This window comes from Xanthomonas sp. NCPPB 1132, assembly GCF_056629235.1.
In genome coordinates, this window is the sequence record NZ_CM152819.1 from 1,653,503 (window position 1) to 1,671,205 (window position 17,703).

Consider the following 17,703-nt stretch of genomic DNA (forward strand, 5'->3'; position numbering starts at 1 on the left):
TACCTCTCAGTAGTCGTAGCTAACGCTCAACCGCAGCGAGCGCGGCGCCTGGCGCAAGAGTGCCGCGCCGTACACCGGGTCCAGGTTCGAGTTACCCGGGCCTATCTCTGAATACGGATACTTCCATAGCGTGGCTTGGCCGTTGAAGACGTTGAACACGTCCAGGCTGAAAGCTAGTTTACGGTCTGCATAGGACGGGCGCCACGTGACCCCGAGATCGAGCTGCTGCAGCCACGGCAGGCGCCCCTGGCTGCCGGGAGGCGCCGGCTGGCCCTGGTAGTAGTGGTAGGCGATGCCGTACAAGGTAGGGTCGCTGTGGTCTGGCCCGTAGGAACCCAGCGCACTGAACGGAGACCCGGAGATCAGCTTGAAGTTCGCCGACACCAGCCACGCGGGGGTGATCTGGTAGTAGCCGTAGAACTTGAACTGATGGGTGTGGTCGTTGCTCTGCGGGCCGTTGGTGTGCTCCATCAGCTGCGCGAAGTCCCAGGCCTGGGTGGTGGACACCGCGGTCTGGCCGATGCCCGACAGCAACTGGCCCTCGGTGGTGCCGTAGCTGCGCGACCAGGTGTAGTCGAGGCGGCCGTACCAGCGCTGGTCGAACGGATGCTCCAGCGACAGGTTGAGCGCGTAGTAGTTGCGCTTGAACGCGGGGAAGCCGAACTGCGCGTTGCTCAGCGGCACCTTGACGTAGTTGCCCGAGGTGTCGACCAGAGTGAAGGTGTTGGCCCGGCCCGGGTTGATCAGCCAGCAACTGACCGGATTGCTGGCCAGGGTCACCGTGTGCCCCTGCGCCGCGGCGGCGGCGAACACGGTATCGCTGTCGCAGTAGTCGTCCACGCCGCTGCGCAGCAGGCGATAGGTGCCCTTTGCGCCATAGACCCAGCTGTCGCCCCAGGCCTTGGTGAAGCCGAGGATGAACTCGTCCTGGAACGAGGGCTTGATGCCCTGCGTGGCGACGGTCTTGGGATCGGGCAGGATGCCGTAGTTGTTGTTGGCCGAAACCGCGCCGGAGATCTGGGTCAGTCCGGTGGGGTAGCCGTTGGCGTCGATGCCGCCGTAGGTGTAATAGGTCGAAGTGGCCAGGGTGGCGCCGGCGGCGTTGAACGCCGGGTTCAGCGGCAGCGCCAGGTAGTAGCGGCCGGCGTTGCCGTACACCTTGAAGCGCGCATCGCCGTCGACGTCCCAGCTGAAGCCCAGCCGCGGCGCCCACTGCCCGCTGGTCTGCTTGATGTACGGCGCGCCGTCGCGGTTGTAGTTGGTGAACTGGTCCAGGCGCAGGCCGAGGTTGAGCAGCAACCGGTCGGTGACCTGCCAGTTGTCCTCCACGTACTGCGCACGCTGCGCCGAGCGCACCGAGGCCAGCGCGCTGTAGATGTACTTGCGCACGTAGTAGCCGTCCTGGCCGTTGGGGTAGTTGCCGGTGGCCGGTACGAGGTCGGCATTGATCGGTACGTTGGGCTTGGCCTGGCCGTAGATCCAGTAGTAGCCGTCGCCCGAGGCCACCGAACCGCGGTTGAGCGCGCGCGCGTTCTGGTTGTCGATGCCGATGGTGATGCTGTGCGCGCCGATGGCGTAGTTGAGATCCAGGCGCAGGTTGTCGGTGCGGTTGCCGCGCGCGGGATCGACCAGCAGCGAGGTAGTCTGCGCGTTGGTGATCGGGGTGCCGCCGGTGTAGGCCGGATTCTGGAAGTTGGTGCTGGAAAGATAGGTCAGCGCGCCGTTGTAGCTGGGATTGCGGCTGTAGTCGTCGGTGCGTTGCTGGCCGTACAGCGCGCTGAAGGTCAGGCGGTCGGTGAGGTAGCCGGTGTACTTGGCGCTCCACAGGTCGCCACCGGTCTTGGTGGTGTCGGCATCGCCGCGCAGGATGCCGATCTCGCGCCCGCTGTAAAGATAGTACTTACCGCGAGTGATGTAGCGGCTGGAGGCGCCGGTGATTTCCAGCAACTGGCTGTCGCTGATGTTCCAGTCGAGCTTGGCGTACCAGCTCGGCCGGCGGTACTGGTAGTCGTAATAGTAGTTGCCAGGGGTGGTTTCGCGGGTGCCGTAGAACCTGTCGCCGTCCTGGCGCTGCAATTCGTAGGCGCCGAAGAAGAACAGCTTGTCCTGGATCAGCGGGCCGCCCGCGTAGACGCTCTGGGTGCTGAGGGTGTAGCCGCTCTTGCTGTCCGGGCGGTACAGCGCGCCGTTGCCGGGCGCGTACACGTCCTTCTTTGCGGAGCGCAGGCCATCCGGTTCCCAGGTCGCCTGGCCACCGAAATGCCATTCGTTGGTGCCGCGCTTGCCGACGGCGTTGATCACACCGCCGTCGGAACGGCCGTACTTGGCGCTGTAGCCGCCGGTGTAGACCTCTAACTGGTCGATGCTGCCGTAGGGCAGGGTCAGCCCGCCCAGGCCGCGCAGCGGGTCGGTGGTATTGAAGCCATTGATGTAATAGGCGTTTTCCGCGGCCGAAGAGCCGCCGAAGCTGAGCAGCTGCGCGCCGGTCGGGCCGATGTAGGTACCGCTGCCGCTGTTGCCGGCCACGCCGGGCGCCAGCTGCGCGATCGCCTCGGCCGAGCGGCCCAGCGGCAGGCGCTGCAGCTGTTCGGCATTGATCACCGTGCGCGAGTCCACGCTGCTCACGTCGATCGCGGCGGCGGCGCGATCGGCACTGACCTGGACGCCCGCCAGGCTGGTGGTGGCTGGGGCGAAGGAGACCTCGGTGACGCCGCCGACGGTGAGGCCGACGCCGTCGCGGCTGCCCAGCACGCTGCCGTCGGCGCCCTTGGCGATGATGGTGTAGGTGCCCAGCGGCAACTGGCCGACGCTGTAGCGGCCGCGCGCGTCCACGGCGACCTCGCGGCTGAGGCCGCTGTCGCTGCGCACCAGGATGCGTTGGGTGTCGGCGGGCGCCTGGCCGGCGACGGCGCCGGTGGTGGACTGGGCCTGGGCCGGCGGCAGGGCGAGGGCGGCACTCAGTGCCAGGGCGAGCAGGGCGGGCCTGCGGAGGGAGCGATGATTGTGCATGCGGAAGGCGACTCGGGTGGTGGGGGCGGGGGCCCGCCGCGCCGACTCGAATCCGCCCGTCCTGGATGATGCGGTGTGCGCGGTAACGTTCCCCCGCTCCATTAACCTTAATAGGACGCCATCACAGAAATGCCGCGTCGTTATGTCGGCGGCACCAATGGTTATGTCCTTCTTCGCCGGGCTGCTTGTGGCTTTACCCTCACCCCAACCCCTCTCCCGAGGGGTGAGGGGTGAGGGGCAGCGCTTCTCCCTTCTCCCATCGGGAGAAGGTGCCCCGAAGGGGCGGATGAGGGTACGGGCGAAGCCTCGTGCACCCGAACTTCGCGACTCGCTGCGCGCCGTACCCTCACCCCAACCCCTCTCCCGGTGGGAGAGGGGCAGCGCTTCTCCCTTCTCCCACCGGGAGAAGGTGCCCCGCAGGGGCGGATGAGGGTACGGGCGGAGCCTCGTGCGCCTGAACTTCGCGAGACGCTGCGCGCCGTACCCTCACCCCAACCCCTCTCCCGGGGGGAGAGGGGCAATCTGCATGCCGCTCAGCGGTCGTCGACCAAGCTACCGCCAGGCAGGAACACCCAGGTGCGGGTCACCTGCAGGATGTCGACGTTGTCGTCGGTGCGCGGCAGCGGCGGGAACGGCTGCGCCAGTTGCACGATCCGCAGCGCGGCGGCGTCGAGCATCGGCACGCCGCTGGAGCGCAGGATGCGGCTGCTTTCCAGGCTGCCGTCGCGGCGCACGCCGACGCTGATCACCACCTGGCCGCCGAGCCGGCGCCGCCGTGCTTCGTCGGGATAGTTGAGGTTGCCGACGCGCTCGGCGCGGTCGACCCAGGCGCGCAGGTAGTTGGCGTAGGCGTATTCGCGGGTGCTGGCGGAGACGAACTTGCGGTTGGGGCGCTTGGCGTACTGCTCCGAGCGCAGGTGCACCTCGGCGGCCAGCCGCGCCATCTCGGCATCGCGCTGTTCGCGCTGCGCGTCCACCGGCCGCTGCGGATCGTCGGTGCGCGGCTGGGTCTGCGCCACCGGTAGCGGTTGCTCGCCGCGCGCGCTGCTGACCACGCGCGGGGTCGGTTCCGGCGCGGCGGCCGCGGTCTGCGCGCGCAGCGCCTGCGGGGCCAGGCCGTCCTGGCGCTGCGGTACTACGCCCGGCTGGCTGTCGCGCGGGCGCTGCGGCGTGTCGTGGTCGCCGCCGCCCTGCTGGTTGGCCTGGGCCAGGAAGTCGGCCTGCTTCGGCGTCAGCGGCGTGCTGGTCTGGCTGAAGATCACGTCCAGGGTCGGCACCAGCGGTGCGTCGTCGTCGATCGCAAAGCCCACGCCGAGGATCAGCAGCCCGTGCACGATCAGCGACAGCACCAGGGTGGCGCTGAGCCGTTCGCGCTCGCCGATACGCGGCGCGGGCGTCGCGGCGGCCGCGCTCATCGCGCCGGGTAGGCCTCGATGGCGTCGAACAGTAGCCCGGCGATGTTGAGCCCGAACTGCGCGTCCAGTTCGCGCACGCAGGTGGGGCTGGTGACGTTGACCTCGGTGAGGTAGTCGCCGATCACGTCCAGGCCGACGAAGCGCATGCCGCGCCGCTTCATCTCGGGGCCGACTTGGGAAGCGATCCAGCGGTCGCGCTCGCTCAGCGGGCGGCCTTCGCCGCGGCCGCCGGCGGCCAGGTTGCCGCGGAACTCGTCGCCCTGCGGAATCCGCGCCAGGCAGTAGTCCACCGCCACGCCGTCGACCAGCAGGATGCGCTTGTCGCCGGCGCTGATGTCCGGGATGAAGCGCTGCGCCAGGGCCAGCTTGCGGCCACCGTCGGTCAGCGTCTCCAGGATCACGTTGAGATTGGGGTCGCCCGTGCCGCTGCGGAAGATCGAGCGCCCGCCCATGCCGTCCAGCGGCTTCAGCACCGCCTGGCCGTGCTCGAGCACGAAGGCCTTCAGCGTGGCGGCGTCGCGGCTGACCAGTGTCGGCGGGCAGCACTGCGGGAACAGCAGGGCGGCCAGCTTCTCGTTGAAGTCGCGCAGGCCCTGCGGGTCGTTGACCACCTGCGCGCCGGCGCGCTGGGCCACGCTCAGCACGTGGGTGTCGTACAGGAACTCCGCATCGAACGGCGGGTCCTTGCGCATCAGCGCGACCTGGCCGGGGCCGAAGGTCAGCTCGGCGAAGGCGTCCAGCTCGAACCAGCCGGCCTTGTCGTCGCGCACCCGCAGCGGCGCGGCCTGGGCCAGCGCGCGGCCGTCGCGCAGGGTCAACCCGCCGGGGCGCACGTAGTGCAGCCGATGCCCGCGGCGCTGCGCTTCCAGCAGCATCGCGAAGGTCGTGTCTTTGGCGATCTTGATGCTGGCGATGGGATCCATCACCACGATGACATCGAACGGCATGGGGGCACCTGAGAGACTGAGCGGAAGATGGTAGCGGGTCGGCGGGGGCGCCGCGCACCGGGTGTCGGGCGCGGCCGCACGGTGTCGCACGTGATCCGCCAAACTGTGACATAGTTTGTGCTGTTACGTGGTTCAACGCAGACCGGCAGCGGCGGCCTTGACAGTCGCAGCGGGTCTTGGGATACATGGCGTTTCGCAGCGAAGCCGGATCCGATGAAGCGTCGCGCGCTTGGGGGCAAGTGATGAGTGAAAACACGACTGCGGGTGGGGAACTCGCAGGCTTGCGGGTCATGGTGATCGACGATTCGAAAACAATCCGTCGTACCGCCGAAACGTTGCTGAAGCGCGAAGGGTGCGAAGTGGTGACGGCGACCGACGGCTTCGAGGCACTGGCCAAGATCGCCGACCAGCAGCCGCAGATCATCTTCGTGGACATCATGATGCCGCGGCTGGACGGCTATCAGACCTGCGCGCTGATCAAGGGCAACCAGCTGTTCAAGTCCACGCCGGTGATCATGCTGTCCTCCAAGGACGGCCTGTTCGACAAGGCGCGCGGGCGCATCGTCGGGTCCGAGCAGTACCTCACCAAACCCTTTACACGCGAAGAGCTGCTGGGCGCGATCCGTACATACGTCAACGCCTGACCAGGGGGAAAGGCAGCATGGCCCGTATCTTGTTGATCGAGGACTCACCGACCGACCGGGCGGTGTTCACGCAGTGGCTGGAAAAAGCCGGGCACCAGGTCCTGTCCACCGACAATGCGGAGGACGGGATCAAGCTGGTGCGCGAGCAGGCGCCGAGCCTGGTGCTGATGGACGTGGTGCTGCCGGGCATGAGCGGCTTCCAGGCCACCCGCGCGCTGTCGCGCGACGAGGCCACCCGGCACATCCCGGTGCTGATCATCAGCACCAAGAGCATGGAGACCGACAAGGTCTGGGGCATGCGCCAGGGCGCCACCGACTACATCGTCAAGCCGCCGCGGGAAGACGAACTGATCGCCCGCATCAACCAGCTGGTGGGCTGACGTGCGCTCGCCCTTCGACATCCTCGAGGCCTACGAGCGGCGCAGCCTGGCGCACGCCGTGCAGATGCCCGAACGCGCCTTCGACGACGACGTCTGGCGCGGGGTCGGCTACCGCGTCGGCAAGCGCCACCTGGTCTCGGACTTCCGCGAAGTGGTGGAGATCGTGCGCATGCCGCCGGTCACGCCGGTGCCGGGCGCGCAGCCGTGGCTGCTGGGCGTGGGCAACCTGCGCGGCAACCTGTTCCCGGTGGTCGACCTGAAGCAGTTCCTGGAAGGCGAGCGCACCGCACTGCAGGAAGGCCAGCGCGTGCTGATCATGCGCCAGAGCGGTGGCGACGTGGCCCTGACCATCGACGAACTGTTCGGCCAGCGCAGCTTCACCGAGGCGCAGGCGGTGGAGCCGGGCGATCTGGCCCAGGGCCGCTACGCGCACTTCATCGACCGCGCCTTCCGCGGCGACGCCCAGGACTGGGGCGTGTTCTCGCTGTCGCTGCTGTCGCGCACTCCCGAATTCCGGCAAGCCGCCGCCTGAGCGCGCGCGCTGCCTCCGCATCGAAGACCGAGGTCGCATCATGAGTACTGCTCCGGACGCCCGCAAGGCCAGCAAGCTCGGCAGCGTGGGCACGAGTTTCTGGCTGGGCCTGCTGGCGTTGTCGCTGGTCGTGTTCGGCGCCAATACCGGCGTGGCCACCTGGCAGGGCAACCGCCTGGCCGGCGCCAGCACCGGCGCGGCCGACCTGCAGGTGCTGTCGCAACAGTTGGCCAACCAGGCCCGCGACGCGGTGTCCGGCAACGCCGAGACCTACAAGCAGTTCAAGCAGACCAAGGCGAAGGTGGAGAGCACCGTCGCCGAGCTCAACGCACGCTATGCCAACGAGACTGGCGTGTCCGGGCCGCTGCAGGCCCTCGACGCCACCTGGGCGCCGCTGGCCAAGAACGCGCAGCAGGTGGTGGACAGCGAACCGGCGGTGCTGACGCTGGCCGGCAACGCCGACCGCTTCGTCGGCGGCGTGCCGCAACTGCAGGCGCAGTTGAACGAGGTGGTGCGCGCGATGACCGTCGGCGGCGCCCCCGCCGCGCAGATCTACAACACCCTGCAGCAGGTGGTGGTGGCCGGCACCATGGCCCGCCGCGTCACCGAAATGCGCGCCGGCGGCCGCGGCGCGGCCAGCGCCGGCGACGCGCTGGCACGCGACGCGGTGGTGTTCGGGCAGATGCTCGAGGGCCTGCGCAACGGCAACGAGGAACTGGGCATCGCCCCGGTGCGCAACGCTGCCGCCCTGGCCGCGCTGGAGCAGTCGCAGGCGCAGTGGGCGGAGATGAAGAAGGACCTGGACGCGCTGCAGGCCAGCTCGCGCAGCCTGTTCGCCGCCCAATCCGCCGCCGCGGCGCTGACCGCCGGCTCGGGCAAGATGCTGGAGGACAGCAAGAAGCTGTTCGATGCGTTCTCCGCGTTCGGCTCCGCCCGCGACACCCGCCTGTTCCCGAACTTCTGGTTGGGCGTGGTGTCCGGCCTGCTGGCGCTGCTGTCGATCATCGGCTTCGTATGGACCACGGTGCGCAGCCGCAGCCGCGAGCAGGAAATCCGCCTGCAGACCCAGGTGGAATACAACAGCCGCAACCAGCAGGCGATCATGCGCCTGCTCGACGAAATCAGCTCGCTCGGCGAAGGCGACCTGACGGTCAAGGCCTCGGTCACCGAGGACATGACCGGCGCCATCGCCGACGCGATCAACTACGCCGTCGACGAGCTGCGCCACCTGGTGACCACCATCAACGACACCTCCGCCAAGGTCGCCGTGTCCACCGAGGAAACCCAGGCCACCGCGCGGCAACTGGCCGAGGCGGCGGGGCACCAGGCCGAGCAGATCGGTTCGGCCTCGGTGCGCATCAACGAAATCGCCTCCAGCATCGAGCAGGTCTCGCGCAACTCCACCGAATCGGCGGAAGTGGCGCAGCGCTCGGTGGTGATCGCCGCCGAGGGCGCCGGCGTGGTCCGCGAGACCATCCAGGGCATGGACCAGATCCGCGACCAGATCCAGGAGACCTCCAAGCGCATCAAGCGCCTGGGCGAATCGACCCAGGAGATCGGCTCGATCGTGGAACTGATCAACGACATTTCCGAGCAGACCAACATCCTGGCGCTCAACGCCGCGGTGCAGGCCGCCTCGGCCGGCGAGGCCGGCCGCGGTTTCGCCCTGGTCGCCGACGAAGTGCAGCGCCTGGCCGAACGCACCTCCGGCGCCACCCGCCGCATCGAAGGCCTGGTGCAGACCATTCAGGCCGACACCAACGAAGCGGTCAGCTCGATGGAGCAGACCACCTCCGAAGTGGTGTCCGGCGCGCGCCTGGCCGAGGACGCCGGCACCGCGCTGACCGAGATCGAGCGCGTGTCCAACGCGCTCAACACCCTCATCAAGAACATCTCCATCGCCGCGCACCAGCAGTCGGCGGCGGCGATCGACATCACCCAGACGATGGACGTGATCCGGCAGATCACCGGACAGACCTCGCAAGGCGCGGGACAGACCGCCGAATCGATCGGCCGCCTGGCGCAACTGGCGGCGGACCTGCGGCGCTCGGTCGCCGACTTCAAGCTGCCGGCGTAAGCGGGCCGGAACCGGGTGGAAGGAAGCGCGCATGACGTACCGTGAACAACTCCCGCACTCCGTCGCCGCGCTCGCGCGGCACGGCGCGTGCCCGGCCGCGGGGACGCGGCGATGAGCGCGCTGCGCGATGCGATGAGCCACGCCGCGCTGGGCTGGGTCAAGCCGGAACTGGACGAGACCCTGCGCCAGGTCCGCGGCGAGATCGAAGCCTTCGTCGAGGAACCGGCCGACACCGGCCGCATGCGCTTCTGCGCCGGCTACCTGCACCAGGTGCAGGGCACCTTGCGCATGGTCGAGCTGTACGCGCCGGCGATGGTGGCCGAGGAGCTGGAACTGCTGGCCACGGCGGTGCAGAACGGCCAGGCGGCCGACCGCGACGAGGCCTGCGCCACGCTGATGCGCGGTACCGTGCTGTTGCCCGACTACCTGGAGCGCCTGCAGGACGGCCATCGCGACATTCCGATCGTGCTGCTGCCCTTGCTCAACGAGATCCGCGCCGCGCGCGGCGAAGCCGGCCTCAGCGAGGGCGCGCTGTTCGCGCTGGCCCCTGACGCCGCCGCCGCCACCGAGGCCGAACTGGACCATGCGCGCGGCAGCCTCGCCGGCCGCAACCGCGAACTGCTCGACACCGTCGGCACCGCGATCAAGGAAGAACTGCTGCGGGTCAAGGACGCGCTGGACCTGCACCTGCGCACCGGCGGCGATGTCGCCGCGCTGCAGACCCAGGTCGACGAACTGGGCAGCGTCGCCGATACCCTGGGCGTGATGGGCCTGGGCGTGGCGCGCAGCGTGGTGGTGCAGCAGCGCGATGCGCTGCGCAGCATCGTCGACGGTGCGCGCGCGGCCGACGAAGGCCTGCTGCTGGATATCGCCGGTGCGCTGCTGTACGTGGACGCCTCGCTCGACGACCAGGTCGCCTACCTGGGCGCTGGCGGCGACGTGCACGACGACGCCAGCGCCGCCGAGGCGCGGCGCACGGTGGAAGTGCTGGCGCACGAAGCCATTGCCAACTTCGGCAGCGCCCGCGAGCACTTCGTCGCCTTCATCGAGACCAACTGGGACCATGCGCGCCTGGACGAGGTGCCGCGCCTGCTCGGCGAAGTCGCCGGGGCGTTGCGCATGCTGGAACTGCCGCAGCCGGCCGACTATCTGGAAGGCGTGCGCCGCTACGTCGCCACCGAACTGATCGGCAAGCGCCGCGTGCCCAGCGGCCGCCAGCTCGACACCCTGGCCGACGCGATGGCCAGCCTCGAGTACTACCTGGAAGCGCTGCGCGAGCGCCGCCCCGGGCGCGAGGAGATCCTCGACATCACCCGCAGCAGCCTGGAAGCGCTGCGTTACTGGCCGCTGCCCGACACCGCGCCGGCGGCGCCCGGCGTGTTGCCGAGCGCAAGCGACTCTGCTGAGTCGGCCGAGGCCGCGCCGCCGGTGGTTGCCGATCGCATGGCCGAACCTGCGTCGCCACCGTCCATCGCCGCACCGGCCGTGCCGGCCTGGGATCTGGCGCCGGCCGAGGCCGCGCCGGAGACGACGTCGCGCACGCAGGACACGCCGTCCGCACCGCAGGCACCGCAGTGGAGCCTGGCGACGGACGAGCCCGACACCGCCGCCGAACATGCCTCCGCGCCCGCCGACGCTGGCGCCGCGGGCGACGTGCACGGGCAGGAACCTGTCGCGCCATCGCAGGCGCTCAGCTTCGATCCGGTCGCGGCCGAACAGGACAGCTGGACCGGCACCGTCGAGCCGCTGCACATCAGTCTCGATTCCCTGGTGCTGGAACAGGACGCGTTGCGGCCGGAGACGCCTCCGGCGTTCGCGCGGGAAGACGATGCGGTAGCCGCTTCCGCGGCGTCCGCCTCCGAGGTCACCGGCTTCGATCCGGTGGCCGCCGAGTACCACGACGAGGCGCAGGCCGATGGGCCGGCTGCATTCGCCGAGCTTGGCGAACACGAAGATCCCAACCTGATCATCGTCGACACGCCCGCCGCGGCAGAACACATCGACGCCGCCACGCCGCCGCTGGTCATCGAACTGGAAGACGCGCCTGCTTTCGCCGACGCGCCGAACCTGGCTGCCGACGAGGCGCAGGTGCTCGACTGGCATGCCACCCCGGCGTCGCAGGACGAGGAAGCCGCGTCCGCGCTGCCGTCGGATGCGGATGCGCTGGCCGACGCGGGCGCGCACATTGCGCACGGCGAGCGCCTCGACGCGGCAGGAGTGGCTGAGCCTTTCGAGGACGCCGATGCCGACGCCGAAGACGCCGCGCACGCGAGCCCGGCCGAGACCGCGGAGGTTGCCGCCAGCGACGCCGCACACGAGGCCGCTCCTCACGCTTCCCTCGATGACCAGGCGCATGTCGATGCCGACCTTGCCGCCATCGGCGAGGAAGCGCACATCGATGTTGTGGCCCATGCGCCATCGGCGCCGGAGCATGCCGCGCTGGGGTTCGAGGAACCTGCGGCGCCCGAACCGGCGCCGGAACACGCGGCCACCGCTGCGCCGGTGTCGGACGCGGAAGCCGCGTTCCTCGCCGACCTGGAGGCTGCCGCCGCGCAGTTCGATGTGACTTCTGCCGCGAGCAGCGGCGAGTCCGCGGCCGCAACGCCCGCCAGCGCGGAGGCGAGTGCCGCGCCCGCTACCGCAACGCCTGCCCTCGAGACTGGCTTCATCGACGGCGATGGCGAGATCGACGACGAGATCCGCGCCGTGTTCCTCGAGGAATTCGACGAGGAACTGGTCAATCTCGGCACGCTGCTGCCGGCCTGGCGCGCCGCGCCTGCCCATACCGAAAGCCTGCGGCCGATCCGCCGCGTGTTCCACACCTTGAAGGGCAGCGGCCGCCTGGTCGGCGCGCGCGTGCTCGGCGAGTTCAGCTGGAAGATCGAGAGCATGCTCAATCGCGTGCTCGACGGCTCGCGCCCGGCCAGTCCGGCGGTGGTGGCCATGGTCGAGCAGGCTTACGCAGTGCTGCCGCAGCTCAATGCCGCGCTGCGCGGCAACGGCACGGTGCAGGCCGACCTGGACGCGATCCAGGCCGTGGCCGAGCGCATCGCCTCTGGCGAGGACGCGTTCTATTTCGCCACGCCGCAGGCGAGCGCCACTCCGCGCGCGGGCACGCCGGCGTCGGTGGACAGCGTGCTGCGCGAGATCCTCGAAGCCGAGGTCGCCACCCATCTGGAGACCGTGCACGCCTGGCTGCAGGACGCACCGCAGCCGGCGACCGAAGCGCTGCTGCGCGCGGTGCACACCATGAGCGGCGCGTTCGCGATGACCGACGTGCCGGAGATCACCGCGGTCACTGGCCCGGCCGAGAGCTACGTCAAGCGCGCCTTGGCGTCCGGCAGCGTTCCGAGCGCCGAAGGCGTGCGCGCGCTCGAGGAGTCGGCGCGTGCCGTTGCCGACACCATCGCGGAACTGCAGGCGTCGTCGCCGGTGATCCCGCCGTTCACCGAGCTGTCGCAGCGCCTGCGCGCACTGGTGGAGACCTTGCCGGAAGTGCAGTGGCCGCCGATCGCGCACGACGAGGACGACGACGACCTGTCCGCGTCGGCACCGGCCGAGGCTGGCCTGGACGAGCAAGCCGTGCAGTCGGTGGAGCTCACCGCGGCCGACGATCTGTCGGCGTTCCTCGGCGATGCCGCGCATCTGCACGAGACGCTGCCAGCGGACGAGGCGGCCGGCCAGGCAGGCGAGGGCGACGTCGATCGGCATGCCGCCGATGTCCATGCGGACACGGCAGTCGCACCGTCTTCGGAAGAGGCACCGGCCTCCGCGCAGGATCAGGCTTCGGCTCAGGACGCGCCCCCGGTCGAAGAACCGGCGGCATCGCAGGATGCAGTCCATGCCGAGGAACAGGCGGCCTTGGCGCAGGACGGCCAGCTCGACGCGTTGACGGTCGAGGCGCCGCTGAGCGCCGAGCAGGTGTCGGACGATCCCGCGCCGGACGCGTTGGCTGCGGCGCCGGCCGCGACGGCCGATGCGGCCGACGTCGATGCCCCGATCGACACGCCGACGAACGTGCAGGAACCACAGGCACCGTCGCACGAAGGCGAAGCGCACGATTCCGAGGATCGCCAGGCCGAGGAACGGGCCGATGCGACGCAGGACGCGACCGTGCACGCGCACGATGCGCAGGCATCCGATCACCCGGCGGTCGACGGCGCTGCCGAAGGCCACGCGGCCGATGCGCACATGGACGACACCCAGGATGACGCCGAGCACGCGCACGATGCGCAGGCGCCAGATCACATGGCAGTCGACGGCGCTGCCGCGGACCAGGCGACCGAAACGCCGGCCGACGACATCCGCGATGCACAAGCGCAGGAACCGCAGGCAGCGGATGACGCGGCCGCGCATGGCGCCGCAGACGCGCCCGCGGACGACACCGCTGAAGCGCACGAGCAACAGCTCAACGAGGACGCCCCTGCGATCGGCTTGCACCGGCAGCCGTTGGCACCGTCGAGCGGCTGGCGCCACGATGGCGTGGCCTCGGCCAACGACGATACCGAGTCCGCCGCCGAGCACGGCGACGCGATACCGGATGCCGCAGCGCATCCGGAGGACGCAACGCACGAGGGCGATGCGGCGTCTGTCGCCACCGACGCGGTGGGCGAACACACCGACGCCGAAGCGGATGCGGAACACGTCGCGCCGACCGGTGATGCGGGTGATGGCGCGCCGCACGACGGCGCCGCCGAAGCGGAGCATGCCGCGCACGAGACGCCTTCCGACGGCGAAGCGGCGTCGGACGCGCATCCCGTGGCATCCGACGAAGCGCACCACGCGCCCGAGGACGCCGTCGGTCAGGGCGACGCGACCACGGCGGCCGATGCCGACACGGCGTCCGCCGGCGATCTCCACGAAGAACACCACCAGCACGCGCCGGAGGCCACCGCACCCGCGCCGTCCGACACCGACGCAGCGCAGGCCGCGGCCGATCCCGCGCGGACCGATCTGTCGGCCGTCGATCTCGGCCCGCTGGACTTCGCCGACCTCGATCGCGAACTGGTCGATATCTTCGTCGACGAAGGCAAGGACCTGCTCGACCATTGCGATCGCCTGATCGCCGAGTTGCGCGCCGCGCCGCAGGACCGCGAGGTGCTCGGCGGCCTGCAGCGCGATCTGCACACGCTCAAGGGCGGCGCGCGCATGGCCGGCATCAATGCCATCGGCGATCTCGGCCATGGCATCGAGTCCTTGCTGGAGGTGGTGGCCGCGCATCGCACCGAACTCGACCGCCAGGACGTGCAGTTGCTGGAGCGCGGCTTCGATCGCCTGCACCAGTTGTTGACCCTGACCGGCAACCACCGCGCGGTGGCGATGCCGCAGGACCTGATCGGCGCGTTCGACGCGCGCGCGCATGGGCAGGCGCCTGCCGCCATCGGCGATGTCGACACCGCCGCTGCGGCGCCGGTCGCGGCGACCGAGGACGCGCAGGCTGCCGCCGCCCTGGCCGCCGTGGCGGCGCCGCTGTCGGCACCGCTGCCGGTGGAGGGCACGCTCGACGAAGAGTCGACGATCGCCCGGCCGATGCAGGAACAGGTGCGCGTGCGCGCCGACCTGCTCGACCGCCTGGTCAACCACGCCGGCGAAGTGGCGATCTACCGCTCGCGGCTGGAGCAGCAGCTGGGCGCGTTCCGCGGCGCGATGTCCGAACTGGACCGCACCAATGCGCGTCTGCGCGACCAGTTGCGGCGCCTGGACCTGGAAACCGAGGCGCAGATCGTCGCCCGCTACCAGCGCGAACAGGATCAGGCCGAGCAGAGCTTCGACCCGCTGGAACTGGACCGCTTCTCCACGCTGCAGCAGCTCAGCCGCGCGCTCAACGAGTCCGCGGCCGACCTCGGCGGCCTGCAGGGCGTGCTCGACGACCTGGCGCGGCAGTACGACGGCCTGCTGCAGCAGCAGTCGCGCGTCAGTTCCGAGTTGCAGGACGGGCTGATGCGCGCGCGCATGGTGCCGTTCGACGGCCTGGTGCCGCGGCTGCGGCGCGTGGTGCGCCAGGCCGCCAGCGAGACCGGCAAGCAGGTGCACCTGAGCCTGGAAGGCACCCACGGCGAACTCGACCGCAACGTGCTCGACCGCATGGTCGCGCCGCTGGAGCACATGCTGCGCAACTCGGTCGCGCACGGCCTGGAAACGCCCGAACAGCGCCGCGCCGCAGGCAAGGCGGAGGAGGGCAACATCGCCATCCGCCTGCGCCGCGAAGGCTCGGAAATCGTGCTGGAAGTGGCCGACGACGGCGCCGGACTCGACCGCGAGGCGATCCGCCGCCGCGCCGAGCAGCGCGGGCTGGTCGCCGCCGACGCGGTGCTGTCCGACGACGAACTGGATGCGCTGATCTTCGCGCCCGGGTTCAGCACCTACGACCAGGTCAGCCAGCTGGCCGGTCGCGGCGTCGGCATGGACGTGGTGCGCAACGAAGTGCGCCAGCTCGGCGGCTCGGTGGACATCCACTCGGTGCGCGGCCAGGGCGTCACCTTCACCCTGCGCCTGCCGCAGACCCTGGCGGTGACCCAGGCGGTGTTCGTGCAGATCGGCGACACCACCTTCGCGGTGCCGGTGGCCTCGGTCAGCGGCATCGGCCGCATCGGCCGCGAGCGTTTCGAGGCCGGTACCGGCGGCTACCGCTACAGCGGCGAGGAATACGCGCTGCACGACCTCGGCTCGCTGGTCGGGCAGGCGCCGGCGCGCGCCGAAGGCCAGGCGCAGGTGCCGTTGCTGCTGGTGCGCGCGGGCGATCTGCGCGCGGCAGTGGCGATCGACCAGGTGCTCGGCAACCGCGAAATCGTGGTCAAGCCGGTCGGCCTGCAGATCGCCTCGGTGCCCGGCATCTACGGCGCCACCATCACCGGCGACGGCCGCGTGGTGGTGATCCTCGATATCGCCCCGCTGGTGCGTCGCTTCCTGGCGCAGCCGCAACGGCCGGTGGTGGAGGCGGTGCCGACCGAACAGCGGCGCGTGCCGCTGGTGATGGTGGTCGACGACTCGCTGACCATGCGCAAGGTCACCGGCCGCGTGCTGGAACGGCACAACTTCGACGTGGTGTCCGCGCGCGACGGCGTCGAGGCGCTGGAGCGCCTGGAAGAGCGTGTGCCCGATCTGATGCTGCTGGACATCGAGATGCCGCGCATGGACGGCTACGAACTGGCGACCGCCATGCGCGCCGACCCGCGCTACGCCGCGGTGCCGATCGTGATGATCACCTCGCGCAGCGGCGAAAAGCATCGCCAGCGTGCCTTCGAACTGGGCGTGCAGCGCTACCTCGGCAAGCCTTACCAAGAGTTGGATCTGATGCGCAACGTCTACGACCTGCTGGGGATCGCCCGTGTTCGCGAATGACGGCGACGCCACCGCCACGCCGGTCGCGTTGCTGGCCCGTCCCGGCAAGGCGCGCGAGCGCCTGCGCGAAGCGCTGCACCTGGTCGGCGCGGCGATCGTGCTGGAGGACGACCCCGGTGCGATCGACGCGCAGACCCTGTCCGACGCTGCGCCCGCGGCGGTGCTGATCGCGCTGGAGCCGGCGATCGAGGATGCGCTGGAGCGGCTCGACGCGGCGCTGGACCTGCCCGGCCTCACCGTGATCTTCGACGAGGCCGAGCTGGCCGCGCGCCGCGAAGGCTGGGAAGCGCAGCGCTGGGCGCGGCACTTGGCGGCCAAGCTGCAAGGCCACCAGGACGTGCTGCCGCCCGGTCGCGAAACCGAAACCGGTCTGCAGCCGGAGCCGGGTCTGCCGGCGACGCCGGCGCAACTGCACGACGACGCGCCAATCGGCCTGCACGTCGACGAAGCCGCCGGCTTCGCCGAGGCCGCGCCGGAAGACGGCATGTATGCCTGGCAGCCGCCGGCGGACGTCGCGCCCGGGTTCGAGGACCTGCAGTTCGCCCGCGCCGAGGCCGCCGCCAGCGAAGCGTCTGCGCAGCCGGCTGCGCCGCACGTCGATGCGACACCCGCTGCACCCGCCGCCACACCCGCGGCGCTGCCGGCCAGTGCCTGGTCGCTGGTCGACGACGACGCGCCCTTGCCCGCCGCTGCGCCGCGCGCGCCGCAGCACATCCCGCAATTCTCCACCGAAGGCCTGTCGCTGGTCGCGCTGGAGTCCGAAGAACCCGCGGCCACGAGCGGCGCCGGTGCAGGCGCCGCCGCACGCGGCGCGGTGCTGGTGATGGCCGGCATCGGCGGCCCGGACGCGATCCGTCGTCTGCTCGCCGCGCTGCCGGAGAGTTTCCCGCTGCCGCTGCTGGTGCAGTTGCGCCTGGACGGCGGCCGCTACGGCAACCTGGTCAAGCAGATCGCGCGCGTGTCCGCGCTGCCGGTGCTGCTGGCCGAGGCCGGCGAGCCGGTCGTTCCAGGCAACGTCTACATCCTGCCCGACGACGTCGGCGTGCACGGCACGGCCGGCCTGCGCTTCGTCGCCCAGGACGCCGGCGCCTCCGTGGTCGCTGGCCTGCCGGCCGCGCACAGCGCGGTGCTGCTGCTCAGCGGCAGCGACCCGCAACAGGTGGAGGCCGTGCTGGCGCTGGCCGCGCAGGGCGCCTGGGTGGCCGGGCAATCCGGCGACGGCTGCTACGACCCCGCCGCCGGCGCGCAGCTGATCCTGCAGGGCCATCCCGGTGGCGATCCGGCGCAACTGGCCCAGGCCTTGACCGCGCGGTGGAGCGGCTGAGCGAGGCGGCACACGCCATTCACCGCTGCGCCCG

Annotated in this window: 8 protein-coding genes and 2 pseudogenes; 7 read left to right on the plus strand and 3 right to left on the minus strand. The window is 70.5% G+C overall.

The window, feature by feature from the left end; translation table 11 throughout:
- Nucleotides 1–6: 6 nt before the first annotated feature.
- The 3 genes from AC1G9L_RS07035 to gshB all read right to left on the minus strand — a co-directional run bounded on the left by AC1G9L_RS07035 (nt 7) and on the right by gshB (nt 5,371).
- A complete protein-coding gene (locus AC1G9L_RS07035; RefSeq protein WP_481070567.1) occupies nt 7–3,009 on the minus strand; it encodes a TonB-dependent receptor in 3,003 nt (1,000 codons plus the stop codon).
- A 533-nt stretch (nt 3,010–3,542) separates the two neighbouring features.
- Nucleotides 3,543–4,424, minus strand: coding sequence for an energy transducer TonB family protein (locus AC1G9L_RS07040; protein ID WP_017910261.1), 882 nt, complete (start codon nt 4,422–4,424; stop codon nt 3,543–3,545).
- Nucleotides 4,421–5,371, minus strand: coding sequence for a glutathione synthase (gene gshB / locus AC1G9L_RS07045; protein WP_019801028.1), 951 nt, complete (start codon nt 5,369–5,371; stop codon nt 4,421–4,423). The genes AC1G9L_RS07040 and gshB overlap by 4 nt, the downstream gene beginning before the upstream one ends.
- 242 nt (nt 5,372–5,613) lie before the next feature.
- Between gshB and pilG the strand changes: the two genes are divergently transcribed.
- From pilG to AC1G9L_RS07080, 7 genes and pseudogenes are all read left to right on the plus strand, one after another.
- Nucleotides 5,614–6,015, plus strand: a complete 402-nt coding sequence (gene pilG, locus AC1G9L_RS07050) for a twitching motility response regulator PilG (protein ID WP_481071045.1) — start codon at nt 5,614–5,616, stop codon at nt 6,013–6,015.
- A 17-nt stretch (nt 6,016–6,032) separates the two neighbouring features.
- Nucleotides 6,033–6,395, plus strand: coding sequence for a response regulator (locus tag AC1G9L_RS07055; RefSeq protein WP_010343242.1), 363 nt, complete (start codon nt 6,033–6,035; stop codon nt 6,393–6,395).
- Nucleotide 6,396: 1 nt separating this feature from the next.
- Nucleotides 6,397–6,927 carry a chemotaxis protein CheW gene (locus tag AC1G9L_RS07060; protein ID WP_017910264.1) on the plus strand — a complete coding sequence of 177 codons (531 nt, stop codon included), beginning with the start codon at nt 6,397–6,399 and terminating at the stop codon, nt 6,925–6,927.
- Nucleotides 6,928–6,967: 40 nt separating this feature from the next.
- Nucleotides 6,968–9,004, plus strand: coding sequence for a methyl-accepting chemotaxis protein (locus tag AC1G9L_RS07065; protein WP_481070568.1), 2,037 nt, complete (start codon nt 6,968–6,970; stop codon nt 9,002–9,004).
- A gap of 111 nt (nt 9,005–9,115) precedes the next feature.
- Nucleotides 9,116–12,562, plus strand: a pseudogene (locus AC1G9L_RS07070) (Hpt domain-containing protein); the annotation flags it as partial.
- Nucleotides 12,563–13,918: 1,356 nt separating this feature from the next.
- Nucleotides 13,919–16,345, plus strand: a pseudogene (locus AC1G9L_RS07075) (response regulator); the annotation flags it as partial.
- Nucleotides 16,332–17,669 carry a chemotaxis protein CheB gene (locus tag AC1G9L_RS07080; protein ID WP_481070569.1) on the plus strand — a complete coding sequence of 446 codons (1,338 nt, stop codon included), beginning with the start codon at nt 16,332–16,334 and terminating at the stop codon, nt 17,667–17,669. The pseudogene AC1G9L_RS07075 and the gene AC1G9L_RS07080, both read left to right, overlap by 14 nt.
- Nucleotides 17,670–17,703 lie beyond the last annotated feature (34 nt).